This is a genomic window from Butyrivibrio sp. FC2001, assembly GCF_000424125.1.
Lineage (GTDB): Bacteria > Bacillota > Clostridia > Lachnospirales > Lachnospiraceae > Butyrivibrio.
Genome location: NZ_AUJH01000004.1, coordinates 142,578 through 168,129, shown reverse-complemented (window position 1 = coordinate 168,129; position 25,552 = coordinate 142,578). Strand labels below are relative to the sequence as shown.

The 25,552-nt window shown below is 42.5% G+C and carries 26 protein-coding genes; 8 read left to right on the top strand and 18 right to left on the bottom strand.

The features are described from left to right. Window positions 1-48: 48 nt before the first annotated feature. The 3 genes from G601_RS21610 to G601_RS0102650 all read right to left on the bottom strand — a co-directional run bounded on the left by G601_RS21610 (window position 49) and on the right by G601_RS0102650 (window position 3,926). Window positions 49-1,965, bottom strand: coding sequence for a VWA domain-containing protein (locus tag G601_RS21610; protein ID WP_051205506.1), 1,917 nt, complete (start codon window positions 1,963-1,965; stop codon window positions 49-51). 98 nt (window positions 1,966-2,063) lie between these two features. Next, window positions 2,064-2,546: a hypothetical protein gene (locus tag G601_RS0102655; protein ID WP_026664393.1), complete on the bottom strand. Its 483-nt coding sequence runs from the start codon at window positions 2,544-2,546 to the stop codon at window positions 2,064-2,066. A gap of 144 nt (window positions 2,547-2,690) precedes the next feature. Beyond that, window positions 2,691-3,926 (bottom strand): 6-phosphofructokinase, encoded by a 1,236-nt coding sequence (locus G601_RS0102650; RefSeq protein ID WP_026664392.1) that lies wholly within the window; start codon window positions 3,924-3,926, stop codon window positions 2,691-2,693. A gap of 193 nt (window positions 3,927-4,119) precedes the next feature. Between G601_RS0102650 and G601_RS0102645 the strand changes: the two genes are divergently transcribed. After that, window positions 4,120-4,407 carry a hypothetical protein gene (locus G601_RS0102645; protein ID WP_026491794.1) on the top strand — a complete coding sequence of 96 codons (288 nt, stop codon included), beginning with the start codon at window positions 4,120-4,122 and terminating at the stop codon, window positions 4,405-4,407. 10 nt (window positions 4,408-4,417) lie between these two features. Here the strand turns inward: G601_RS0102645 and G601_RS0102640 are convergent, their stop codons facing one another. From G601_RS0102640 to G601_RS21605, 5 genes are all read right to left on the bottom strand, one after another. Beyond that, window positions 4,418-5,806 (bottom strand): hypothetical protein, encoded by a 1,389-nt coding sequence (locus G601_RS0102640; RefSeq protein ID WP_026664391.1) that lies wholly within the window; start codon window positions 5,804-5,806, stop codon window positions 4,418-4,420. Window positions 5,807-5,943: 137 nt separating this feature from the next. Then, window positions 5,944-6,393 carry a cysteine hydrolase family protein gene (locus G601_RS0102635; RefSeq protein ID WP_026491792.1) on the bottom strand — a complete coding sequence of 150 codons (450 nt, stop codon included), beginning with the start codon at window positions 6,391-6,393 and terminating at the stop codon, window positions 5,944-5,946. A 101-nt stretch (window positions 6,394-6,494) separates the two neighbouring features. Continuing rightward, window positions 6,495-6,698, bottom strand: a complete 204-nt coding sequence (locus G601_RS0102630; RefSeq protein ID WP_026491791.1) for a hypothetical protein — start codon at window positions 6,696-6,698, stop codon at window positions 6,495-6,497. A gap of 110 nt (window positions 6,699-6,808) precedes the next feature. After that, window positions 6,809-6,976: a hypothetical protein gene (locus G601_RS25955; RefSeq protein ID WP_155829453.1), complete on the bottom strand. Its 168-nt coding sequence runs from the start codon at window positions 6,974-6,976 to the stop codon at window positions 6,809-6,811. 91 nt (window positions 6,977-7,067) lie between these two features. After that, entirely contained in the window at window positions 7,068-7,403 is a 336-nt protein-coding gene (locus G601_RS21605; RefSeq protein WP_035790224.1) for a hypothetical protein, read from the bottom strand. A gap of 173 nt (window positions 7,404-7,576) precedes the next feature. Here G601_RS21605 and G601_RS0102610 point away from each other — a divergent pair, with 173 nt between their 5' ends. From G601_RS0102610 to G601_RS21595, 4 genes are all read left to right on the top strand, one after another. After that, on the top strand, window positions 7,577-7,867 hold the full coding sequence (locus G601_RS0102610; RefSeq protein WP_026491790.1) for a hypothetical protein: 291 nt from the start codon (window positions 7,577-7,579) through the stop codon (window positions 7,865-7,867). A 248-nt stretch (window positions 7,868-8,115) separates the two neighbouring features. Continuing rightward, entirely contained in the window at window positions 8,116-8,427 is a 312-nt protein-coding gene (locus tag G601_RS27165) for a PspC domain-containing protein (protein WP_035786115.1), read from the top strand. 52 nt (window positions 8,428-8,479) lie between these two features. Continuing rightward, on the top strand, window positions 8,480-8,719 hold the full coding sequence (locus G601_RS0102600) for a hypothetical protein (RefSeq protein ID WP_026664390.1): 240 nt from the start codon (window positions 8,480-8,482) through the stop codon (window positions 8,717-8,719). A 705-nt stretch (window positions 8,720-9,424) separates the two neighbouring features. Next, a complete protein-coding gene (locus G601_RS21595) occupies window positions 9,425-10,765 on the top strand; it encodes an endo-1,4-beta-xylanase (protein ID WP_051205505.1) in 1,341 nt (446 codons plus the stop codon). A 70-nt stretch (window positions 10,766-10,835) separates the two neighbouring features. Here G601_RS21595 and G601_RS0102585 read toward each other — a convergent pair whose 3' ends face one another. From G601_RS0102585 to G601_RS24610, 7 genes are all read right to left on the bottom strand, one after another. Further along, window positions 10,836-12,395, bottom strand: coding sequence for an ABC-F family ATP-binding cassette domain-containing protein (locus tag G601_RS0102585; RefSeq protein ID WP_026491788.1), 1,560 nt, complete (start codon window positions 12,393-12,395; stop codon window positions 10,836-10,838). Between the two features lie 95 nt (window positions 12,396-12,490). After that, window positions 12,491-13,288: an aminoglycoside N(3)-acetyltransferase gene (locus tag G601_RS0102580; RefSeq protein ID WP_026664389.1), complete on the bottom strand. Its 798-nt coding sequence runs from the start codon at window positions 13,286-13,288 to the stop codon at window positions 12,491-12,493. A gap of 14 nt (window positions 13,289-13,302) precedes the next feature. Continuing rightward, window positions 13,303-14,130 (bottom strand): sugar ABC transporter permease, encoded by an 828-nt coding sequence (locus tag G601_RS0102575; protein WP_026492562.1) that lies wholly within the window; start codon window positions 14,128-14,130, stop codon window positions 13,303-13,305. Then, window positions 14,127-15,413 (bottom strand): carbohydrate ABC transporter permease, encoded by a 1,287-nt coding sequence (locus tag G601_RS0102570; protein WP_026664388.1) that lies wholly within the window; start codon window positions 15,411-15,413, stop codon window positions 14,127-14,129. The genes G601_RS0102575 and G601_RS0102570 overlap by 4 nt, the downstream gene beginning before the upstream one ends. Before the next feature lie 12 nt (window positions 15,414-15,425). Further along, window positions 15,426-16,877 carry a sugar ABC transporter substrate-binding protein gene (locus G601_RS0102565; RefSeq protein WP_026492560.1) on the bottom strand — a complete coding sequence of 484 codons (1,452 nt, stop codon included), beginning with the start codon at window positions 16,875-16,877 and terminating at the stop codon, window positions 15,426-15,428. Next, complete coding sequence (locus G601_RS0102560) at window positions 16,874-18,550, bottom strand: glycoside hydrolase family 13 protein (protein WP_026664387.1); 1,677 nt, start codon at window positions 18,548-18,550, stop codon at window positions 16,874-16,876. Before G601_RS0102560 ends, G601_RS0102565 begins: the two co-directional genes overlap by 4 nt. A 13-nt stretch (window positions 18,551-18,563) precedes the next feature. Further along, window positions 18,564-19,328: a hypothetical protein gene (locus G601_RS24610; protein WP_051205502.1), complete on the bottom strand. Its 765-nt coding sequence runs from the start codon at window positions 19,326-19,328 to the stop codon at window positions 18,564-18,566. A gap of 154 nt (window positions 19,329-19,482) precedes the next feature. Here G601_RS24610 and G601_RS0102550 point away from each other — a divergent pair, with 154 nt between their 5' ends. Beyond that, entirely contained in the window at window positions 19,483-20,367 is an 885-nt protein-coding gene (locus G601_RS0102550; protein WP_026664386.1) for a LacI family DNA-binding transcriptional regulator, read from the top strand. A gap of 53 nt (window positions 20,368-20,420) precedes the next feature. Here the strand turns inward: G601_RS0102550 and G601_RS0102545 are convergent, their stop codons facing one another. Further along, window positions 20,421-20,900, bottom strand: coding sequence for a methylglyoxal synthase (locus G601_RS0102545; protein WP_026492557.1), 480 nt, complete (start codon window positions 20,898-20,900; stop codon window positions 20,421-20,423). 311 nt (window positions 20,901-21,211) lie between these two features. Here G601_RS0102545 and G601_RS0102540 point away from each other — a divergent pair, with 311 nt between their 5' ends. Further along, window positions 21,212-22,306: a threonine aldolase family protein gene (locus G601_RS0102540; RefSeq protein ID WP_026664385.1), complete on the top strand. Its 1,095-nt coding sequence runs from the start codon at window positions 21,212-21,214 to the stop codon at window positions 22,304-22,306. Between the two features lie 87 nt (window positions 22,307-22,393). Here G601_RS0102540 and G601_RS21585 read toward each other — a convergent pair whose 3' ends face one another. Together G601_RS21585 and G601_RS21580 are read right to left on the bottom strand one after the other, a co-directional pair. After that, complete coding sequence (locus G601_RS21585; protein ID WP_035786627.1) at window positions 22,394-22,783, bottom strand: DUF4342 domain-containing protein; 390 nt, start codon at window positions 22,781-22,783, stop codon at window positions 22,394-22,396. Between the two features lie 231 nt (window positions 22,784-23,014). Next, window positions 23,015-24,436 (bottom strand): GGDEF domain-containing protein, encoded by a 1,422-nt coding sequence (locus G601_RS21580; RefSeq protein WP_035790222.1) that lies wholly within the window; start codon window positions 24,434-24,436, stop codon window positions 23,015-23,017. A 521-nt stretch (window positions 24,437-24,957) separates the two neighbouring features. Between G601_RS21580 and G601_RS21575 the strand changes: the two genes are divergently transcribed. Then, complete coding sequence (locus G601_RS21575; RefSeq protein WP_051205500.1) at window positions 24,958-25,548, top strand: hypothetical protein; 591 nt, start codon at window positions 24,958-24,960, stop codon at window positions 25,546-25,548. The last annotated feature ends 4 nt before the right edge of the window (window positions 25,549-25,552 follow it).

Here is a 25,552-nt window from a genome sequence, read left to right as displayed (position 1 = left end):
TCCGCCACCCTTAAACAGAGTGACGGATCTCATATTTTTATCTAAATATTATTCCACTACATACTTGGAAGGATCTTCACTGACCTTCTTAACCATATATAAAAACTGGAGTTTTGAAATATCATCTGTTACGCCTGACAGAGTCTTAAGTCTGTCATAAACTGAATCATAGGTTGTTGTTCCCTTGTTGTCAGAGTCGCGCATAAGCATTCCAAACTGTGCTACGCCGCAGGCCCATGAAGTGTCATCATCCATCTTATCCTGGAGCATATCGTAGGATACAAGGTACTCCTTGAGTACGCTTTCTGATGCCTCGGGCTCCTTATATCTGATATTTACTGTAAGGAGCTCACCTTCGGGAGCCTTTGCCTCTTCCTCTTTCTTATCCTGATATTTGGACTCGACCTTAGGCATATCCATTGCTGAATCTGTAGGAACTATCTCGTAGAGTACAGTTACACACTGGTTTGAACCGATCTCGCCGCCGTCCTTTGTATCATCTGCGAAATCCTCAGCTGCCATAGCTCTGTTTTCGTATCCAATAAGGCGATAGCCTTTGACATTTTCAGGATTGAACTCAACCTGGAACTTTGTATCCTTCGCAACAGTGTAGATTGTGGACCAGAGCTCTTTTTTCAGAACGCGCTCTGCTTCATCCGGGCAATCGATGTAAGCATAGTTGCCATTTCCGTGGTCTGCCAGAGCTTCCATCTTGTCATCCTGATAGTTGCCTGTACCGAATCCGAGGCAAGAAAACATAACGCCTGTTTCCTTTTCTTTCTCGATGAGATCTATCAGTCCGGCCTCTGAGGTTGTTCCAACATTGAGGTCTCCGTCTGTTGCAAGGATGACACGGTTGTTGCCGCCATCTATAAAGTTCTTCTCAGCGATTTCATAGGCTGTGATTATTCCCTGGCTTCCGTTTGTGGAACCGCCTGCTTTAAGCTGATCGATGTAGTTCTTGATCTTCTTGTGGTCACTGCCCTTTACGCCCTCTGCTACTACTTCGGAAGATCCCGCATAGGTTACTATGGATACGCGGTCATTTTCATCAAGGCTGTCGGTCAGTGTCTTGAATGCGTCTTGTACAAGGGGAAGCTTATCAAAATCGTACATGGAACCTGATGTGTCGATAAGGAATACGATATTGCTTCCTTTTTCAGGAATGGCTTCCTCAGTCTTTAAGCCGATCTTCAGAAGAAGTGTATCCTCATTCCAGGGGCAGGGATTAAGAGTTGTTGTAACGCCAATCTTTTCACCCTTTTCAGGATCCTTGTAGTCGTATTTGAAGTAATTGATCATCTCTTCAACTCTGATTGCATCGTTATCTATTCCATAACCGTAGTAATCATAGTCAACGCCCAGAATTTTCCTGCGGAGATTGGAATAAACGGCAGTATCTGTATCTGCTCCGAAGGTTGAAAAAGGCTGTGTGCTAACTGATGTAAAGCCTGACTCAGTTACGTTCTTATAGGACTCTGTATCCCATATCACAGGCTCGTCCATGGAAGGCGCCATATCATAATCTGCAGAATAGTCCTCCGCGCATGGTTCTTCATAAGCCATAGCAGTTTCTGTTTCGCAGCTCTCCTCTGCCATGGGTGCCTCCGCAGTGGCTGTTGCCGCATCCTGAGGTGATCCGCCTATAAAGTTAGTGATCTCATTCAAAATTCCGCCGGTTGACTTAGTGGTTTCATACTTATCATATTCCATGCCACCTTTAAGATAATCCTCGTAATCTTTTCCGGCATTTCTGATAAGCCTGTCCATCTCTATTGAAGACAGAGCAGGAGCCTTGGCCTCTTTATCCTCGTCCGCTTTGACATTTTCTGCCTCATCCGGCTCTTCATCGTTATTCTGTTGTTCCTGGGTAGGATTGTTATTTACCTGGGGTGTCGGCTGACTGCAGCCCGAAAGTGTGATTGTAGCTACAAGTGCAAGTACCAATATAGATTTCCTTTTCATAAATATATCCTCCTGAAAGCGTAGTTTTACCGTTTCTACCCTATATACAGTTGGGGATATAAAAATGTTGCAAAGGAATTAAAAAATTTTTTTATTTTTTATTCTTCGTCATAATCGAATTCGTAATCGGGCTCCTCATAGCTATCCTCGTAATCATCATAATCCGCTTCCGCATCATCGAAGTCCTCATCGTCATCAGTATCCACATAATACAGAATGTCCGTAGTAAGAATCTCCTGAATAAAGGTATAGCTTCTGTCGCCCTTTTCCCAGTCAGAGGCCTCTGACTCCCTGTGGGCACTGGTTAAGGTCAGAATTTTATCGTCACTTATATCATAAAAAAAGTATTCCTTGTCCGACGGGCCATGCCTCAGCACGATCATACCCTTCTCGAATTCTTCCCACCTTCCGGAATTAAGGCCTTCGCCACTTGATGTAAAATCGCCTTCTTTTCCGAAAGTGATCTTGCCATCCTCAGAAGTCCATGTTGTCTGGGAAAGTCCGCTGGTTTTTGATGCGCCGCAGCCCCACAGAGCAAGACAAAATATCGCCGACAGGGCTGATAAAACAAATTTCTTCATGCAAAAAGCTCCTTTATAAATTCACCCCGGCGATAAAATTATCTGCCACTTTCTTCATCCTCTAATGATACGTTACATCAGTTAATGAAGTATAAAAAAAGGATTAAATAACTCTTTTATTTCTGCATGAAGAAATTTCTATTGTTAATTATTTGCTTTTAAATGTCTTACGTCCAAATACTCCGGAACACCGTTTTTAAAGCGAATCACCGGCTCTCCTGCGATCAAAGGTCTAAGGTAGGTCAGCATTTCTTCTGTGACATCGTTTCCTTCGGCATTTATCCAGCTATCGGGAACGTTTTTAACAAGATTGGCTGTATCATGAATATCCTGATAATCCGTCTCTACGCAGTAAGGCGTATTGCCTGTTCTTTTCAGGGTTACCATAACGCCGCTCTTACCCTCCTTGGCAAGAAGGAGTGCGCGTTTTCCCTGCTCTGCAGACTCATTAAGGTCTGTAAGGGATGCCAGGTGCGAAGCACATCTCTGTAAAATATTGACCTCTACGGAGCGAACCTTTACGCCGATACGCTCAGCTACAAGGCTCTCAAGGGCTTTTCCTGCGCCGCTTAGCTGATTATGTCCGAAATTATCGGTTGATGTGGAGGATGCGCTTATATAGTTGCCATCCTTATCGCGTATGCCCTCAGAAACAGCCACAACAACGCTGTTATTGGTCTCAAGGAGCCTCTTTACATCCTCGATAAATGCGTTCTCATCAAAGGCTCTCTCCGGAAGATAGATAAGGTGAGGCGCGCAGGAATACTCATTTCTTGCAAGGGCAGAAGCCGCTGTAAGCCAGCCTGCGTCTCGTCCCATTACCTCCACGATAGTCACTGACTTAACAGGATAAATGTAAGTATCATGGGCCATCTCCAATATTGAAGAAGCTATATATTTAGCCGCCGAACCAAAGCCCGGAGTATGGTCGGTGCCACACAGATCATTATCAATTGTCTTGGGAATACCTATAATTTTGACGTCGCTACCAATTTCAGCAGCATATTCGGATAACTTAAGAACCGTATCCATGGAGTCATTGCCACCGATGTAAAAGAATGCATTTATATCATGCTCAGCAAAGAATTTGAAGATTTTTTCATATATTTCAGGCTCATCCTGATGTTTGGGAAGCTTGTATCTGCATGAACCAAGATACATAGCGGGTGTGACCTTTAGTTTCTCGGTAAAATCCGGGATAGTAGCACAAAGCTCCGACAGATTAAGAAGCTTCGAATTAAAAATACCTGTAATTCCATTTATGGAACCATACACGGTATCAAAATACCTGTTTTCCCCATTTGCCAAAAGAACACCGGCAAGTGATGCGTTAATAGCAACTGTTGGCCCACCTGACTGGGCGATGATGCAATTATTCAAAACTGTACCTCTCCTGATAGATTACTCCTCATTGCCACGCATTTGTCATGGCAATATATTTTTTCCGACCGGATTAGTCTACTTTATTCAGAAAAAAAATACAACTTTAATTAATAATTTGTTCGATTGAAACACCAGTTCGAAAGGAGTATCATATAGATAACCGAATATATGTTCTGTCGGAGGATTTACCATGAGCAAAATCTATGAAAATATTGATGTTATATGCGCACATAAGGCAGACGGGAGCATAATCCCGATTCGTATAAGGTTTATGACAGATGACGGCGAATACCAAACCTTTAATATAAAGGGCTATCGTGAGGCTGAAAAAAGAGGAGCCCGAACCACAGAGGACGGCATTTTCGTCTGCGATTCAGGCTTCATATTTGAATGTATGATATATGTTTTTAATACGAAAAGGGTAGTCAGACTCTACTACGACCCCAAGACCAATACCAATTGGAAAATGGCCATCTGACGTTACTCAGCTACACCTTTTTCTGATATGCTACCCCGCCGGCCTCAAAGCCCTGCACCTCCTCGGTTCCGTAGGCATCATATTCATCATAATCGAATTTAGGAATTGCATTAGCTTCAGGCTGGTCTGTACTTTCTGCGGCCTCCGCATTCCCTGCATTTTCTGCAGCCTCCGCCTGGACTTTCTTCATTTCCTCCACATATTCGATCTCGTAGTCAATCTCTTTAGCAAGATACATGACTCCCGCAGCATGGACCACATCACCGCTCTCGAAGGCCTTCTTCACTTCCTCTTCGATCTTCTTGTGAAGGTTCCCCTTGGGGAAGGTCTTTAAAACATCCACTGCAGGCCCAAAATACGCCTCGTCAACGTCTCTGATGCACTTGAACAGGAAACTCATACCGTCTGCATTTGCGGGGTATCTGAGGGTATTCATGACCTCAACAGCATTACACACGCAAAACTCATTTTTATACTGTGTAAAGTGCAAAAATGACGATAACGGAGCCTTCTTTTTCCTGATGGCATCTGCGGTCTTTGCCACCTCTACATCCGACAGAACCCTCTCAAAAATAGTCCTGTTGATCTCTGTTTTATTAAAAATGGGAATGTATCTATACCCGCTTTGCTTATTCCTTAAATATCCGTCCTTATCAGAAGCATTCGCCTTCTCCCAGAGGTAACGAAGTCTGCTAAAGTCAGCCTTATCAAGCACATCATCTGGTCTCTGAAAGGCTTTATCGAACTTTTCATCGGCTTTCCTTGGCATATCGGTATAGTAAACGCCTCTATCCTTGAAAAATGCATCAATCTCGTTCTTTACGCCAAAATACTTAGCCCTTAAGGGAAGTCCTATCATGCCCCCATCTATGGTATATATAACGTTTTTCTTGCGATTATAGCCGCAAATAAGATCCACAGGCATATAACCGCCAAACATGCATATCCACTTATCATCCTCACTGACCGTGATATGCTTCAGCTCTTTTCCGTCTTTTGTTTTATATGGTGAAAACTGCGAGCTATTAACTATATTCATGACCTGATCTTTTTTAAGCATCTTTTCAAAATGCGGCAGATCGCTGAACTTATCAGGCTTCTTCACCTTCCTGCGGGCTTCCTTGGGATCATGGAGCAGCGCATCTACGCTTAAAAAGCCCAGTGGACCATCCAACCGTATCGAAAATGAAATAACAAAACTTATACCTATACCAACGGTACACGCAAGCCCTATTAAGGAGGAATTCTGGGACCAAAGCGTTAGCCCAAGCCCTGCAGCCATCCCCAAAAGCATCGTTATTACCCATCGCACTCCCCAGGCACATATATAAATAAGGCCCGCTAAAATATTTCCTACGGGGCCTCCTTCTTTAAAATACTCAATTACTTTCCTTATCATCTCTGGTTCCCTAAAATACAATACTTCCATGCTTTATCTGATTTTCAGCCAAAGCATTATATATTATATCCATATAAAAAGCGGTTTACAATCAGAGACTGCAAACCGCCTGGATACTCGCAATATTATGTTTTTCTTTATAAAATCCTTACACCTGCATCTTCAAGCTTTTTCAGCGTTTTTTCATACACCTTGTCATTGCGTGCGCCGACACAGGCCCTTACTATTTCTGTCTTATAACCCAGTTTTAAAGCATCCATAGCGGTTTTCGCCACGCAGGATGAGCCATCTATTCCTATAAGCTCAAGCTCTGTTGTTTTGAGCGACTTTATCTTGTGAGCAAATTCTTTGGACGAGAAAGCGCTTGGCCTTCTCTTTTCAAAAACCAGATCTGAAACCAGGAGCAGGTCATCAGTGAGCTCGTATCCGGTATTATTACCCGTTACTCCCACATTTTTCACGTATACGATAGAGACGTCTTCTTCCTCGTGGGCAAGCTTAATCTTTTTGTTGATATTCTCCACAAGTCCGTCATCATATCTATCCATATACTTTTCCTGCATATCGATAACAACAAGTGCCCTCATAAGAACCCCCTTTTTCTCATCGGTGCATTGTCTATGAAAACTTATTTTGATTTTAAGCTGAAACAGGCTTTTTATCAAGTTTTATTCTCGAAGCCAAGACCTCATGCGCCCTTTATGGCCTTGATCCACTTGCCGCTTCTAAGGCGAAGTACGCACCATACGCACTTGATAATCTGATCTATTTTTATGAAAAAATATACCCAGAATGCCGGCAGATGCCATATAAGACCTGCCAGTATACCGAGGGGAACAGAGGCGATCCACAGGAACAATACGTCCGCCAGCCCAATCTGGAGCTTTATCATCACCTCAGAATGCGTGCTGTGGCTTACGGATGCCTGTCTTAATAACAGGATTAGCTCCGCAAAAACATATTAAAACTATAAAAGTGATGGAACTGCATACTGCAATTCCATCACTTTTCATTTGTATCTCCAATTCCCTGAGAAGATTCTTCCTCAACAAGAACAAACCTGTCGTCAGGCTGCTTGCACCTCGGGCATACATCTATGTCACGTATGCTTTTGCCCTCTTTTTCCTCATCAAAAATGTATCCGCATGCTCTGCATCTATAAACTGCCATATCTGCCCCCTTTCAGAATAACAACATGTTTATATATTAAAGATATCAAAAAAAGCTTCAGGATGCCATATAGCGCCCTGAAGCCAGTATATTAATCGTTAGATTCTGTAGATGCATCTGTCTCTGCACTATCCTCAGCTGCATCATCTGTAGCAGTCTCATCTGTTGCTTCTGTAGCATCATCACCTTCAGCCTCTACCTCAATAGGCTCATCTGCTGTAGGAGTTGCCTCATCAGTTATCTCTGTAGCTGCTACCTGTGCAGGATGCTTGGATGCATATACTCTCCATCCGGCGATGCCACAAACCGCCACAAGTACTACCAGACTTACGATCTTCGCGATCATCTTATTGCGTTTCTGCTTGGCAAGTCTTGCCTTTCTCCCCTTTTTTTCTTTCTTGTACGCGTCAACTTTTTCCTGACTCATTGATTCTACCTCCCATTTTTATAACGTGATACACGCAGATACGTGCTCGTATAAGAACATAATTAACATAGCAGAAAAATGTGTACTAAGTATGAATATTTTTATATATGCTTTTCATGAAAAATTGTGATATAATTCCAATTCGTGACTAAAAGTAAAAGGAAGGTTTGAGATTGACTAAGACAGAATTTGAAAAGCTCCTTCTTGATGAAGGTTATGTATGTGAGCAGGGAGCGCAGTATCCCTCAGTTATCGTATATGATAGCAAGGACGTTAAAACCGTTTCTAAAAAGGTACGCGCTTTGTGTAAAAAATGCGGATATGAGTCATCCTTCGCTGTTCGTTCCTTCAGAGAGGGCATAAAAACATATCCACAGAATACAAAGGCTGAAGATAATGTTGCCGAGGTAATTGATATTGAAAATGGTGAGCAGCAGGAAGAAACTGCAGCTGTTTCAGCGTAAATCCATATCTTTTAAGGCAATAGCCACTTATAAAAGGCAGAATCAGTGCAAAGCAGGTCATTATCCGTGTGATGGGGCCTGTTTTTTCTATGGACTGATAGTATACGTTCAGGAAGCCGACATATACGCTGCAAAAGAAAAATAAGAATGGCGTTTTTGCTTAATGAAACATTTATGTGAAGACTTTTTAGTCCTACAATCGTTTTATAAACAGGAGCTGCTTTTAAAAGAAAGTGAGGAAAGTGGTTATGAGTGGAAAAAAGCTTCGTAAGAGCAATGATAAAAAGGTGTGCGGCGTATGCGGAGGAATCGCAGAATATTTTGATATGGATCCTACCGTGGTCAGAATTATATACGCATTACTTCTTGTGTTTACAGGAATAGGAATTCTTCCGTATTTCCTGGCTGCAATAATAATGGATGAGCCTGAAAATGATGAAAATAGCTCAACCTACGCAGAAACAAACAGTTACTCGGCAAATAATGTATATGAATCAGATGAACCCGTTGGTTTTAAGCCTGATTCTAATGACGAAGAGGTCAGAGGTTTCAAAATCTGACCGGAATATTCCGGAATCCTTGATCCCGGAACTTTCGAAAGAGGTGATAGGCATGAACAAAAAGCTAAAGAAATTCGCAGGCATGGGAGCAATGATAATCGGTGTATTGCTTACTTGGGAAGCTGCCAGCGAAGCTAACATGATGCTGATGTGCGAATGCATATGCCTTACTTTCATAGGAATGTTCTATACATTCCCGATTACGGAGAATATTAAGCGAGTTATGCAGGAAAATCGGAAAACTAAGGCATCTAAAGCAAATAAGACCGATGAATCACTGAATATAATATAAACGAATAATGATATTGTTGATAATTATATAAAGCAAACAACCTAATATTTGATATAGTTACATCCATTGAACAGAGCTGGCCCCCTATCCAGCTCTGTTCTTCTTTATATGTATTCGTAAACTCTTCTATAACTTCATATGCTATATCTCAGCAATATACTCCCCAAACTCAACAATTACTGAGTAGAAGCCGCGCCCGTTTTACGGCTATATTAGTTTAATCAGAGATATTTTTACAAAAACTAAATACCGGAGGCAGACGTCAACTACCACGCACCTAAAGGTACGTGGCTTGCGACTCCCTTGTAGTTCGTTGCAATAACTCCTACATTTTGTCGGTGAGACTTCCGTGGGGTCGCATCATGGGACGGTTGACACCGCCCCTTACAGACAAGACATGCTTATCTGTAACTGTATCAGGTACTCTATATATTAACCTCACGGATAATATATTCCCATGCAGTACAGTAAACGCTAATGCTTGAGTATATTTTACGTAACACCAAGACTTATGTGTTACAACCTCATATATACTTGCCAATGTACAAAGAGTGCCTTTGGTGAACAGCGCACCTAACGGTTTTCTCGTAAAACTTGCTGTTGAGTACATTATAGCATGTATGTTCTTGGATAACAATTTACAAGGCTCCTCCCACCGCCCAAGGGCAGTGGGTTTCTGCCTACGAAACCGAAAGGATTATATTTATGAAAAAAGCTAAATTACTAAGTGGTATTATCGCGTTATCGTTACTTGCCGGCTGTGGAAGCAATCCCCCTGCGGCAGACACTTCCAGTTCTGAGAGCACAAGCGTCGAAAGCACTGTTTCAGCAGAAGAAAATTCTTCCGTTGACACCGAACAAAGCGCTTCCGTAGAGGAAGAAGTCACTCCAACAGAAGAAGACAATGGCGCTACTTCCGTTTCTTCTGAAGAGGACAATGACGATACTTCCGCCGCAGACGATGAATACGCTGATGCAGTACTTAAGGATCTCAGTGCCGATTACTTCACATTTGGTGTCGGCATAAACGGCAGCACTTTGGAGAATCAGACCCTCAACATTCCTGAATACATGGAACTGGCGAAGGAGCAGTTTAACAGCTGCACAATGACAAACCTTATGAAAAGCTGCTATATCCTTGATCAGGCCGGTTCAATTGAAAGCTTAAATAGCGGCAACGGGGAGCCTGCTCTCTCATTTGCTTCTATCGATCCCACCCTGAAATGGTGCAGTGAAAACGGCTTGAAAATGCGTGGTCACACCCTTGTTTGGCATACTCAGGCCCCTGAATGGTTCTTCAGGGAAGGCTATGTTGATGATGGAGAATACGTAGACAAAGACACTATGCTGATGCGCATGGAGAGCTATATTAAGCAGCTCCTTACCCATGTTCAGGAGGAATATCCCGGTGTTATTTATTGCTGGGATGTTGTGAACGAAGCAGTTGATCCCGACAGCGCAGATCCGAACAGCCCCTTCAAATGCAGAACAAAGATTGAAAACGCACCTAATCCCTGGTTTGAGACCATAGGCCAGGACTATGTGGAAATGGCATTTACCTATGCAAGAAAATATGCTGACAGCGATGTTAAGCTCTTCTACAACGACTACAACACCTATCAGGCACCTAAGACAGAGGGTATCTATACTCTTTGCGAATCACTTAAAGAAAAAGGGCTGATCGATGGTATCGGAATGCAGGGTTACTGGGGAATTGACTATCCTCCGATCAAGGATATCCGGACCGCTATAGAGAAGTTCTCAGAGCTTGGCCTTGAGATACAGGTAACAGAATTGTCTGTTGGTGTTGATAAGGAAAATGATGACATGTTCCAGAAGCAGGCCGATAAATACGAAGAGATCTTCAATCTCCTCTGCGACATGGATACACAGGGCGGAGGCCCCGCAAACATAACAAACGTCACAGTATTTGGCCTTGTAGATCATTATCGTGAAGGCGACGGCACCAATTCCAGGCTTTTCGATGAAAATTACAACCCCAAGCCGGCCTTTAAGAAAATTGTTGATGTACTTAAATCCAGATAATAGCCATTTTCTAATCCCTTTTTTATTAATCAAAAAATGACGGCGAAAGCCGTCATTTTTTGCGATTTCTTTAGATTTTTGTAGTCCATTTTGTACAATCTATTACTTCTGTGGCCAGATCCTCATAAAAATCAGGTTCATGGCATACCATGATAACCGTTCCCTTATACTCTTTCAAAGCTCTGTGAAGCTCATCCTTAGCATCGACATCCAGATGGTTTGTAGGCTCATCGAGTACAAGTATGTTTGATTCCCTGTTCATAAGCTTGCAAAGTCTTACCTTAGCCTGTTCTCCTCCGGAAAGTACCTTACACTTACTCTCTATATGCTTGGTAGTAAGTCCGCATTTTGCAAGAGCTGAGCGAACCTCGTACTGTGAGAAGGACGGGAACTCATTCCATATCTCCTCAAGACAGGTGGTCTCGATATCTGGAGACATCTCCTGCTCGAAATATCCTATCTCAACATGCTCTCCTCTCTGTACCCATCCGGATATTGAAGGAATAATTCCAAGAAGACTCTTAAGCAGTGTTGTTTTACCGATTCCGTTAGCTCCCTTGAGCACGATGAAGGAATTTCTCTCAATCATGAGATTTAAGGGGCTTGAAAGAGGCTCATCATATCCAATAACCAGGTCCTTTGTCTCAAAAAGAACCTTTCCGGGTGTTCTTGCTGTCTTGAAATAGAATTCCGGCTTCGGCTTTTCCTGTATCTTCTCGATAATTTCCATGTTATCGAGCTTTTTCTGCCTTGCCATAGCCATGTTCCTGGTGGCAACTCTTGCCTTATTTCTTGCAACGAAGTCCTTAAGGTCTGCAATTTCCTGTTGCTGTCTGTTGTAAGCAGCCTCTCTCTGGGCTTTTTTCATTTCATAGACTTCCATGAACTTGTCATAGTCACCTACGTATCTCTCGAGACTGTGTGTTGTACCATCCATGTGATAAATGATATTTACCACGCTGTTAAGGAACGGAATATCATGGGATATGAGAATAAAGGCATTTTCATACTCCTGAAGGTATCTTGTAAGCCATACGATATGCTCGGCGTCAAGGTAGTTCGTAGGCTCGTCCAGAAGCAGAATATCCGGTTTTTCCAAAAGGAGCTTCGCAAGAAGGATCTTGGTTCTCTGTCCACCGGACAATTCAGTAACGTCTCTGTCCAGTCCCAGCTCCAAAAATCCCAGAGCCCTTGAAACTTCATCAATTTTGGAATCAATGAGATAAAAATCGTGATTTGTAAGAAGATCCTGGATAGTACCGAGCTCCTCCATGTACTCCTCAAGCTGCTTCTCATCAGCATCTCCCATGGAATCGCAGATTTCGTTCATCCTGCGCTCCATCTCATACAGGGGCTCATAAGCAGAGGCAAGGACATCTCTTATTGTCATGCCTTCCTTCAGAACTGCATGCTGATCAAGATACCCTGCCTTTACATTTTTGGACCACTCAATATTACCCTCATCCGGCATAAGCTTGCCGGTGATTATATTCATGAAAGTTGACTTACCTTCGCCGTTTGCTCCGACAAGTCCGATATGCTCTCCCTTAAGGAGTCTGAATGAAACATCGTCAAATATGGCTCTGTCGCCAAAACCATGGGTGAGATGCTCTACGTTTAAAATACTCATATGTTACACCTTTTCTTTTCAGTAAATATAGTATAGATATCTTATCCAAAAATATATGTACTGACAAGAAATATGGCTGCAATATGAATTGTTATTTATTTTCCGGTACTTCCGTTTCTGTTCTTGGTAATCCATTTAGTGGCAAAATCCACCAGTTTTCTCTGACTCATAAGGCGAAGCTGCGCATTACCCAAAATACATTTATTTACGTCCGTTTCCTGCTCGAAAGCAGCACCTATGTCTACAAAATCCTCTCCGTCAACAAAAAGGGTCTCATAGGCCTTCCAGACGCGTTTTCCGCCCTCCATAACCGCACTGTGTTCAACGCAGTTATGCTTTCCGGGATATGTGGCACGGACATCAGCAAGATGAATTGATGTGTTTTTATCATAGTCTACGCCTATAAGCAGCACATCTCCGTCCAGCTCATAGAGCTTACCTATTGGAGAGCCCTCCCCGAAAATATTGGAAAGATCATGATCTTTAGTGAGATATTCTGCATTTTTGCCCCAGGCTGCCACGGATCTTGCCGGATGATCACTTCTAAGAGCCCCCGGCCAGCTTCTGAACATCTCTGCCACGGCTCCCATGGTATTTGTAGGGGTTATATTCTTGTCATAGGCAGGCCAGTTGTCGCGGATAATCTGCCAGTATTCCTCGGGAACAGTCCAGTGAACGCCATCCTCGGGATCTAAGTTTTTCCAGGACTGAGTGGGCATCATGATAGTGCCCTCAGGCCCTACTGTCTCAGTAAGCACCTCGATGACTGTCTGAGCGCCGCCGCATACATACCCGATAGAGCTGAGGGATGTGTGTACCATAAGAGTCTGCCCCTTATGAAGGCCAATCTCTGAAAATGCAGCCATAATCTCGTCTTTTGTAATTGGTTTCATTGTGTTCTCTCCTCTTACTGTTTAACCGCTCCATCCGACACTCCTGCCACAAGGAATCTCGATAATGAGAAATATAAAATAACAATTGGTACCGCTATAAATATGGCTCCTGCTGCGAATCTTGAGAATTCTGTCTCGCCAAGATGTGTAAGTCCAACCGCCACAGTCCACAGATCACGGTTTTTAAGCAGCATGTTAGGTAAAATGAAGTCACTCCAGGGCCATGCAAAGGAAGTAAGTGCCGTATACACCAATATTGGCTTGGAAAGCGGCATTGTAACCTTCCAGAAAATCGTCGGATTCGAAGCTCCGTCAATTCTTGCAGCCTCATAGATAGAGTTACTTATAGTGTCAAAATAGCCCTTTTGCACAAGATATCCCATGGGTGCACCGGCTGAATAAACAAGTATAAGGCTCCAAAGGTTATTTATCAGATTGAAATTGATCATAATGAGGTAAACAGCCGTCATTCCCATAAAGCTGGGGAACATGCTGAGCACAAGGGTTGTTTTCATCAGCGGTTTTCTCATCTTAAATCTGAATCTGCTCATGGTATAGGCAGTAAGTATGACAAGAACCGTGGACAGCACACAGGAAAACACCGCAACAAACAGCGTATTCCTGAGCCAGCTGGGATAGTCATACATCTGTGTATCCGAAAAGAGCTTTATATACGTACCAAGGCTATAGCTCTGGGGGAAGAATCCCTCATAGTCATATATTGAACCTGAAGCTGAAAATGACGCAAGTACAAGCCATAACACCGGGAAGAAGAATACAAAGGAGACAATAATCAGGACTATATGCGTTATTACTGCCTCTGAGAGTCGTTCCTTTCTCATCTGAATGTATCCTCCTTCTTAAATGCTGATGAATTCACGTATGCTGTTAATGATATAACAGATGTTATTATGAAAATAATGAGACTTACTGCGGCTCCTATCCCATAGTAGTTATTATCAATTGAGAGATTGTAGAGCCAGTTAATGAGCAGATCCGTATCGCTGGCAAGGAAATAATCGTCCAGATACAGTCCGCCTCTCAGGAAATAGAACACTCCAAAGTTATTGAAGTTACCTACGAAGCTGGTTATTAGCGTAGGGGTAGTAGAAAATACCACAAAGGGAAGTGTAAGCTTTGTAAACTGCTTCCATCTTCCTGCTCCATCAAGACTTGCGGCTTCATAGAGCTCATTATTCATATTTGACAGTATTCCTGTCGCAAGGAGCATGGATGTAGGAATTGATATCCATGCATTTACCAAAAGTCCTATTATTCTGGCCTTCCAGCCCGCATCAATGTCCAGAAATCCCACGGCCTGCAGCCCAAAAGCCTTAAGATAGTAGTTTATGGGGCCGCCATAGGAAAACATGAACTTGAAACCAAGAAGCGTGATAAATCCCGGTACAGCATAGGCAAGAATAGGAAACGCCCTCCAGAAGGTTTTTCCCTTTACACACTTTTTATTTAAAAGAAGCGCCAGGAAAAGCCCGCCAAAATAGTTAATTATTGTAGCGCTTATCGCCCAAATAATGTTCCAGCCAAGTATCCTTACGAAGGTGTCCTTGATTCCGGAAAGAGACAGTATCTGAGCAAAATTGCTTAGTCCCACCCAGTCAACAAGCTTAGGCGGAACGATATCTCCGCCATAGTTGGTGAAGGCTATAAGAATCATGAAAATGATCGGAAGAATGTTGAATACTGCAACCCCCACCACCGGCAAAAACAGCGCAACAACATAGAATTTCTTATCCACAAAGGACAGAAGTGAAGCGTAGAAGCCGGGAACAGGCTTACCCTGTTCCACCAGCTTTTCCGTATTTTTAATGTCTCTTATATTGGAAAAATAGAAAACAATTACTGCTATCAGAATGAGAAACGACAGTATTCCCTTAAGCATCATGATGATGGAGTCATCACCGGCAACGCCCAGCCAGGGATCGCCCTCCACGGTACCGAGGGTGAAAAATCCCACAATATCAGTGATTCCCGCACTAAACAGGTACCAAATATACAACCCAAGGACCGCCATATACAAAAGGCCTTTGATCCTCTGCCCGTACAGGAACTGTCCAAGTCCCATTACCACATAGGAGCACTTGGTTTTAACGTTAGTAGATTTCATTTCATGGCTCCCTTATTTTGACAAAGTAAAGATCGCATCATAGATGCTCTGTGATGCCTTATCCAGGGCTTCCTGCATAGCAGCTTCGTCGCTGTACTTCACCTCTTCGCCCTTAATCTCTCTGAATGCATCCTTAGCCACATCACTAAGAAGTGTGCGCATGGGATCCCAGATCTGATCAACGGCCTTCACTGAAGGCATAAGACTGATATGTCCGGCATTAAGGCTCTCAAAAATCATACCTGTTACGCCGCCGATCTCCTCAGCCACATCGGATCTTGTAGGTGCTATTCCGAGGATTTCAGCTCTTTTCTTGATCATCTCTCTGCTGGTTGCAAAGTTAACAAACTCTATGCACGCTTCCTTGTGCTCAGTGTAGGCACTGATTCCGTAGCCGTTGACACCACCCATGACAACTGTGTCAACTTCTGTGTCATTACCTGAAAGATTGCCATCTGCAGGCATTTTTCCGGGAAGCTCTATCATTCCAAGATTTTCAGTTGCCTTATCGGAAGCCTCTGCGTCACTAAGGCCCTCTGCTTTATATACATCAGCAAGTCTGTCGTGGAAAAGAACATAGGTATCCGGCGTTGATATAGAGCAGAAATATGTGCCATCCGCAACCTTGGAGTATCTGTTCTGACCGATGGAGTCATCGATACACTCCTCGCTCATAACTCCCGCAAACTGCCTGAGTCCCATCATTCCCTTGGCAGCGTCAGCCTTGCCAAATCCCACATCCTCGGGGTTTGAGATGCCGTTTTCATCCTTCCCGAATACATAACCGCCGTAAGAGAACATAAACTCTGCCATCATATAAAGGTCATTGCAGGCTGCCACAAGGCCGTAATTCTCGCCGTCAGAGTCATCCTGAATCTGCTCGGAATACTGATATAAGCTGCTCCAGTTCTGGAAGAAATCCGGAGTCTTGTCGCCATCCTTATCCCAGTCGGTTTCCCAGTTTTCCGGAAGCTTATCCTTTCTGTAAAAAAGCATGGGCTCCTGAACGTTTACAGGAATCGCGCAGGTGTACTGTTTTCCGTCGACCACGATGGTAAATGCATCCCAGGCCTCCTCCGGAATGAGCTTTGCACACTCGAAATCATCCCTGTTAAGGGCCAGAATATGCTTATCCTCAGCATAGGTCATAAGCTTGTCATTTGCCTGATACAATACGTCAGGGCCATAGCCATAAGGGCCGTTTTCCGCAAGATTACTGTACTCATCCATGTTTGCATCAACCGCAACGATTCCCTTATCCTTGTAGGCTTCGTTAAACTCATTAAGGAGTTCATCAAGATACCCCTCTGATTTTGCTGTATCATTCTCAAGTATTCTTAAGGTTATGACTCCATCCTCGGATTTCTCGCCTGAAGCCTTGCCGCTGCTGCTTCCGCAGGCTGTAGCACCGGCCGCCAGTGATGATATTAATAACAGGCTAAGCGCCTTCTTCATATACTTCATATTACTTCTCCTCCGTCTACGAACAGTCTGTATTTACCGGGTTCCACCTGGATTTCTCCGTCTTGACCCATACAGTCAGTCTGATTTATATATAGTGCCATATCAGCATTTTCGCCGTGTCTTTTCATACACAGCAGCTTCTTGTCTTCAGATGGATATATTGATGTCCCACTGAATGAAAATCTGCCCTTTTTCCTGATATCCGAGAGCCGCCTGATGAGCTCTCCAAGGCTCTTTTCAGGGGTATTCTCCCAGTCCATGCATCTTCTGCAATCTGGGTCGTAGCCACCAACAGTATAGCACTCCGTACCATAAAAAATCGATGGCGCTCCCGGGAACAGATACAGCAGCGTAAGTGCGGCCTTCAGTCTGTCCTTGTCCTCATGAACCTCGCTGAAAAACCTGTCAGTATCATGGCTATCCAGTAGGTTTAGCATCATGTCGTTAACCGTGTCAGAGTTTCTTGCAAGGATATCATTTAGTTTAAACGCCATGCCTTCGGCGTCGAACTTATCATACGCGAAATAATCAAGAGCCGCCTTGGTAAACGCGTAATTCATAATGCTGTCGTACTGATCGCCCTTTAGGTAATTACTGGCATCGTGCCAGTTTTCACCGATTATCACCGCTTCCTTCTTGGCAGCCTTCACCTTTTTCCTGAACCTCCTCCAGAAATCGTGGCTTATCTCATCGGAAACATCAAGCCTCCAGCCGTCTATGTCAAACTCATTTATGTAGTAGGTGGCGATGGATATGAGATAATCCTGCACATCCGGGTTGGAGGTGTTCCACTTTGGCATATATTTGCAGCCGGCGAAAACCTCGTAGTTGAGCGGTTCCTTATTAGGATAATCCTCCCTTATTACAAACCAGTCATAATACTGCGATTTTCTGCCGTTTTTAACCACATCCTGGAACTTATCGTTTTTCTCACTCACATGGTTAAATACCGCGTCGAGAATTATCCTCATTCCTCGTCCATGGAGGTCCTTTACCAGCTCTTGCAGGTCTTCCTTAGTTCCAAACTCCCTGTCTATCTCGAAATAGTCCACAATATCGTACTTGTGATTGGAGGGAGACTTGAAAATCGGCGTAAGATACAGGGCATCGCACCCGAGCCTTTGTATATAATCGAGTTTATTTATGATTCCTTTTATATCGCCGCCTGCAAAGCTCCTGGGATTGGGGATATCGCCCCATTTGAGGTTTATGTAGCCCTTGTCCTTCTCTTCATCCCCGATGCAGAATCTGTCTATGAATATCTGATAAAAACAGGCCTGTGACAGCCACTCCTCCTTATCAAAGACATCTGCATTATTTATGTATGGATACTGGAAAAAGTTATAATATCCCTTGGTGAAATCATAATCAGCGGTAGCTCCGTCCTCTGAGAAATAGTAGTAATCCTCTCCGTCATACAGGTAAAATACGTAAGCAAGCCTTGTATCCTGCAGATCAAGCGTTATTGAATAATAATCGTATAATTCCCCGCGAAGCTCCCTTTTCATCAGAGCCTTCCTCTGACTCTCACCGATCACATATTTACTCTCATATACGATCCACGCCTTCTTGATGTCGTCCCTTGCTGTTCTTAGTCGTATTACAATTTCATGCTCAGATATCGGAAAACAGTACGCCGAATCCGTTATATGCAACAGTGCAAATTGGTTCATTTATACTGCCCCTTTACTCTGAAACTTCTTCAGTAGCTACCGGATCAGAGTTTCTGACTATTGAAAGTGTATCCTGAGCCTGATTATCGGGATTTGTTGTTAATGTAATGGTGTAATTTCCATCAACTACAACCTCAACATTAGCTGTATCATCAGTTCCGCCAAGGCCTCCGGCATTTTTCATCTGAGTCTCATCAATATCTGTAAACTTACCAAAGCCCTTCTGTCCATCCCATGACCAGTCATGAATAACCTGGAACTGATCGCCTTCAAACAGGTCGATTGTAAGTGAAAACTCATTTGCATTTACGCCTGTGGGAACAAGCTCAAATTCTGCCTTTTCCTCATCGCTAAGATCAGCTGCCCAGTTGTTAACCTGGAGAGAACCCTTTGTTGAAGTTCCTGCTATATACCAGTGTCTTGTGTCCTCTGCCGCTGCTTCAGCTCTGAAATCTCCGTACAGGGTTGTGTCCTTATCAAAAGTATCTGTTGAAGGATCCTTCTTACTGGCTTCAACAAATGAAGGTGTTTCGAACCATCCGTTAAACTCTGCGCCATCTGCCTGCTCATAAGCTTCGTATGTGGCCTTATCAAGAGCTTCACCAGCCGTTCCTGTCACAGTACCAAGAGTTTCATCCTGGTTCATGAAGGTAACTGTGATCTCTTCTGCCGGCTTACCTGCAGCCTTGGAGCTGCCACAGCCTGACAGACTTCCTATAACCAGCATTGTTGTCATTGATCCAGCCAGCATTTTTGTGAAAAATGATCTCTTTCCCATAATTTTAATCCTCCGCGTTTTGTTTTGTTAAACTTGTTAACTTAACAGTTAAACTAGTAATAGCACTTTAAATTTCTCTTGTCAACACCGAGATGCTTTGCTATCATTAGGTTAACTTGTTAACCCATATATAAAATGTAAAGGACGGAGCAAAATGGCTAATGAAAAGAAGGCAACTGTCCGCGATATAGCCGCAAAGGCAGGCGTTTCAGTTGCTACTGTCTCCTATGTACTTAACGATAAAAAGGATACAAAAATAAGTGACGCAACCAGGAAGAAGGTTCTTCAGGTTGCAAATTTGTTAAACTACAGTATTCCTGAAAAATATAAGAATATAGACGCAAGAAAGAGTACCTACACCATCGGCGTTATGTATCAGCTCAAGGCAGATACTCCCTCCAGAAATATGGAGATTATGACTCTTATTAATCTTCTGGCAGAGAGATTTATAAGGATAGGCTTTAACTGCCAGCTTATTCCTATCGAATCTGAGACTGAATACAATAAACCGGTACAGGGACTTGATGGAATAATCGCGATCGACCTCGAAAGCAGCATTTTCAAGCAGATGTCCGGTCATTACTTCATCCCCATCCTCTGCCTCGACATGATCATCAACGATTTCCTTTTCTATCAGATCCATACTGACATGGAGATCCTGGTATCTCAGGCAAAGGAGCACCTTGGTGATGATTTCTACCTCGTTACTGATAAGTACAATAATGAAGGCTACAGAAATTACATCTCCTCTGTAGTCCCGGATGAGAAAACTATATATTTCTCCGATCTGGAAAGAGAGGGCTTTTCTAAATTAAAAGGCAAAAAAGCCCTGGTTTTCGGCTCACACCTTGGCATGATCCTCATGCAGTATGCAAACTGTAAGGAAATAGCCATCATTTCCAGCAGCGATGCCCCAAATAGCTATTTTAAAGCCAAAAACATCCACCACGATATCGAGAGAAAAGCCAATCTCGCCATGAATATCATGATGAATGCGCTCGAGAAAAAATTCGATGTAAAGCACGAATATAAAGTATAAACGGTAAAAATTTAAAGCAGATAATATCCTCGCAAAATTGCCTAAAGCTTTCCTTACATCTCTGATGGCAGGGTTTCTGCTCTATTAGCGATATTCTGCTTGAAATTGATGATGTCATGGTTATATTCCTCGTCCATATAAGTTGAATGAAGAAGGAAATCAGCTGTAGCTTTATTATTGGCGAATGGAATATCATAAACCTGTGCAATTCTCATAAGCGCCTTTACATCAGGATCATGAGGTGCTGCTGTAAGCGGATCAGAAAAGAAAATTACGAAATCAACCTTTCCCTCTACTATCTTGGCACCAATCTGCTGGTCGCCTCCAAGCGGGCCGGAGTTGTAGCCTCTTACAGGAAGTCCTGTGGCATCTGTAATCATGCGGGCTGTTGTCCCTGTTCCGCACAGGAAATGATTCTTAAGTGTCTCCGCATTATCCTTACACCACTTTATAAGCTCTGCTTTCTTACCATCATGAGCGATAAGTGCAATATTTTTCTGTTTTCCAATTGTAAGTGTAATTGTATCTGTCATATCTGTCCTCCCAAGTTGTTTTTTAATGCTAAATTAGTCTTTTTATCGAAAAAATCTGTAGCGGTAAAAACGCCGCTAATGTGGATTATTATACCATTTCTGGCTGTTTTGGGTAGACTTTATCATATTCATTTCGCCTTATACATCATGACATCATAACATCATGATGTTGTATCATCAAATCGTTTTATCTTGCAAAGTCCTTCAAAAAAGAGGCTTGCTACTCCCCTGAAACATAGCTATTATCATAGTATTGACTGTAAACTCGACGCAATTATATTGCATATCTTTTTTTAGAAAGTGAAAACAAAATGAGTAAAAAAATATCCTTTTCAAGTGATTACACAAAAGGCGCTCATCCTAACATATTGAAGCGCCTCCAGGAAACCAATTTTGAACAGTTAGATGGCTACGGCACCGACGAATACTGCAAAAGCGCAGCTGATAAGATACGAGAAGCCTGCGATGCAAAGGACGCAGATGTGTTCTTTCTGGTGGGCGGAACCCAGACCAATCAGATCATTATCGATATGCTTCTTGAGCCCTATGAGGGCGTTGTGGCTGCTCAGACAGGACATGTGGCAGCTCACGAAGCAGGTGCCATCGAGTTTTCCGGCCATAAGGTGCTTACTATCCCCGGATTTGTAGAGCCCAAAGAGTTATCTGGCGAAGGTGCTTCAAAAAAACCGGTTTATTCCGATCAGATCGGTAAGATCAGAGCCTGTGACCTCAAAAAGCTCCTCTCTGATTTTTACGCAGATGATAACCATGAGCACATGGTATTCCCAGGAGCAGTGTACATTTCACATCCGACAGAGTATGGCACTCTTTATTCCAGGTCAGAGCTTGAAGAGCTCTCAGCCATCTGTAAGGAATATGAGATACCGCTTTTCCTTGATGGTGCGAGACTTGGCTATGGTCTCATGAGCCGCAGAACAGATGTGACTCTTCAGGATATCGCAAGGCTCGTTGATGCATTTTATATCGGCGGAACCAAGGTTGGTGCACTGTTTGGAGAGGCTGTTGTATTTCCGAAAAAAGTGCCCACAAAGCACCCTGTTCCCATCATCAAGCAGCATGGTGCCCTTCTTGCAAAGGGATGGCTCCTTGGGCTTATGTTTGATACTCTTTTTACTGATGATCTTTACATGAACATCAGCCGCAATGCCATTGATATGGCAGAGGAGCTTCGCGCAGAGCTCGTTAAAAAGGGCTATCAGTTATTCATCGATTCTCCCACCAATCAACAATTCATTTTGATGGATGATGAGAAATTAAAGGAATTATCAGAGCATGTAAGATACGGCTTCTGGGAGAAATATGACGATACCCACACCGTAATAAGGCTTGCCACGGACTGGGCGACCACTAAAGAAGACATCGATGAGCTTATGAAGTTTTTATGATATACAGGCGTTGATCATTGATAAATACAGCATGAAAAATCCCCGATTCAGATACCTGAACCGGGGATTATCTTTAATTATTCAGTTTTAATTTACCTCGTCAGAAGTGCCATCCTTTTTAACTACGATGAGCTTGCATCCAAGACCGAATGCTGCAACTGATCCGGCGATGAGTGCCCAGGGAGCTGCTGCAAGTCCAACGATACCGCCGATGATACCTACATTAACAGGTACGCTAAGGACAATCTCATCATCCTTTTTAATCTGGATACGATCAACATTTCCCTCTTCAACAATCTTTTTAAGCTTGTCAATGAGGTTCTTAATGTCATCACCGATGTCCTTTGTAGCGGGCTGTATAAGCTTTACTGCCTCATCAACATCTCCGTTAGTCTTTTCAAGTGCTTCTTTAGCTGTCTTATACTCTACCCCTGTAAGTTCCATTACTTTTTCAATAGCTTCAAGTGTTATATTCATTGTCTCTCCTTTCTGTTCTTATGCGTTTTGCAATAAGACTGGCAATGCCAACAACAATTGTTTTGTTTATGCTATTACTATAATGTGTCTAGTCTGTCTGTTACATATCATATAGAGCAAAACCTGATATTCTATTTCTCTATTTTAGCAAAAAAATTATCAGAATTCAGCGTTGATTCTGATAAAAAAATGCAAAAAAAAGCTGATTCTCCGAAGAAAACCAGCTATATTCTAATCTTCTCTTGCCATCTTGCTCTCAAGCTTGTTTTTATACATGAGATCATCGGCACGTTTAAATACATCATTCATTGAGGTGTCTATATACTGATCGTATACCGCAAGTCCAAGGGCTGCTGAATATCGCTCCCATGGCTCTTTACTCTCATCCAGGGCACTCTTATCGAATTCCTCTTTTAGCTTGGCAACCAGCTTATCTCTGTTGCGATAGTCGAAATTTTCAAGCAGTACAACAAATTCATCACCGCCTATTCGGAATACGGGAGAATGGTTGAAAACCGTACAAATAGTGCGACAGGCTCCCAGAAGAAAATCATTTCCATGCTCATGACCATAATGGTCATTTATCTTCTTCAGATTGTTTACATCAGCCATCAAAATGGCAAAGCTGGCAGTATTATTTGCGATATTTTCGTTAATACGCTCCTGCGTCTTGTCATACCAGGCCTTGTTCTTAACGTTTGTGAGAGCATCCTGATATGCAATCATATCCATACGATTGACCTTGCTCTTCATATCCTCGACCATGCCTTCGGCTTCAAGGATATTATTTACATACATGCGCATATCCATCGCCATCTGCGTTATGGCTTTCGATAAGGATTCCACTTCGTTTTTGGTGTGAATATCCGGCGCCTTGTAATTTAACAGGTTCGGATCCTTTTCTTCCTTTGAATGACTAACCTTTGCAAACACACCAACACTTTTTTCAAGCTGCCCTATAGGTTCGGTGACATTACTGCTCATCCACATGGTAAATACTGTAATGAAAACCATACCCATAACCATAATAAGTACGACTGTAATGGCTGTATGGGCTGTTATTGCGAACTGAATATCTTCGACATTGATATCAACGCACAAAAGTGCAATATGCTCTCCGGCATCATTGATAAGTGGCTGTGCTGCCGTATAATCATATCCCCAGGTTGAAAAATTTTTGAAATGAGATATAGTATTCCTCTCCAGAGCGGCCTGATAGGTCTGTAAATCCTCTTCTGTGTATACATCATACATCATATAATTCAGATAATAGCCATCCGGATCTGTTGCTCTGCCCTCAGCAGTATCTGCTGAAAAAATATTCATCATCCCATGCTCAGCATCGCCCAAAACAGGTTTTACTATATATAAATAATGGATGTCAAAATCTTCCATAATGGAGTCCATAAGGAGCCCCATTTCTTTGAATTTTTCTGTTTCAACACCTGTTTCTATACACTTGGTAAGATCCTCGATATCGATATGGCCTTCTACATACTCAATGATGTCTGAAGTCCTCTTGTCATAAGCACGATAAAGGGAACTGGAAAATGTAGAATATGCCAGAATACTAAGTGTCACGCATAACAAAGCTATGAATGTAATTGTAAATATTAAGATGCTTCGTTTTAAGGGTTTCTCAATAGTTTTCACGCTTTTCTCCTGTTCGTCCCAGAATCGTAAAAAAGCATAGTTATATACATAATTTTATCATTATACTTAGTCAAATAATTATAATAACTTAGTAAATTTGTATAAAATAATAATAACCTGACCTTGGCGGGATCAGGTTATCATCACATATTATAGGAGGACTAAAAAAAGGAGAAAAAACTTTTTTAACTTACTATTCTTAATACATCCTCTGAAAGCTCGGGCTTTCTCGGGAGGTGCCCATACAGAAACCGGAGGCTTGTCGCGTTCCCTGTATGTTCTTCTTTCTGTTATATATTTCGGTGAATTCTTAGGTCCGATAACACATTTTTCTCAAAAAATCCCTGATATTGAACTTTTATTCCAATAAAAGAGTCAAAACATGAAAATACATTACAAAATTAATCTCAATTCTAAAAAAATGATTAAATTTGTCATCTTGCAATAACGCGTCAAAGTGATAAAGTGTTCGGTAAGTTGATTTTGCATAGTATTATTTGATTATTTTTAAGGAGAAGTCCATGAGTTTTACTGATTCATATTTGAAAGAGCTTCTTCGTCGTTACCAGGCGAACTTCGATATAACAGAAAACTTCAAATTAGGCGATAAACTCTATCCCGCATACGCGTGGTTTTACTCGCTTAGTGAAAAATATGTCCTTAAGAAGGAAGCAAAGCTCTGGGCTATAAGAGCTTATGAACACGTTCTTTTTATAGAAGAGGACCAGCTTACACAGGAAAAGCTCTTAGATCTGATGGATGTCATTACGGATTACGCAGAGCCTGAGCTTGTAAGGAAAAACGACAAATATCCTGAAAAAGATCACATGTGTTCCTACATCACCTTTGTTGTACTTACATCCAGAGATACTGATGCCCAAACCGCTAAGGCTATAAAAAAATTCAACTATGATAAGGGATATCTGTTTAATTTCAGAGGACACTGCGAGGCAAGGCTTGCGGCAGTATCCATGGAGAGCGGTCAGGTAATAACCAATCGTTCCGGAAAGGATATGAAATCCATTCTGGAGGACGCATATATCAAAACAGTTGATATTGTAAAAACTCAGACAGAGGCTGCGACTGACGATTCCTACGAATTTGTCAGTTGATATA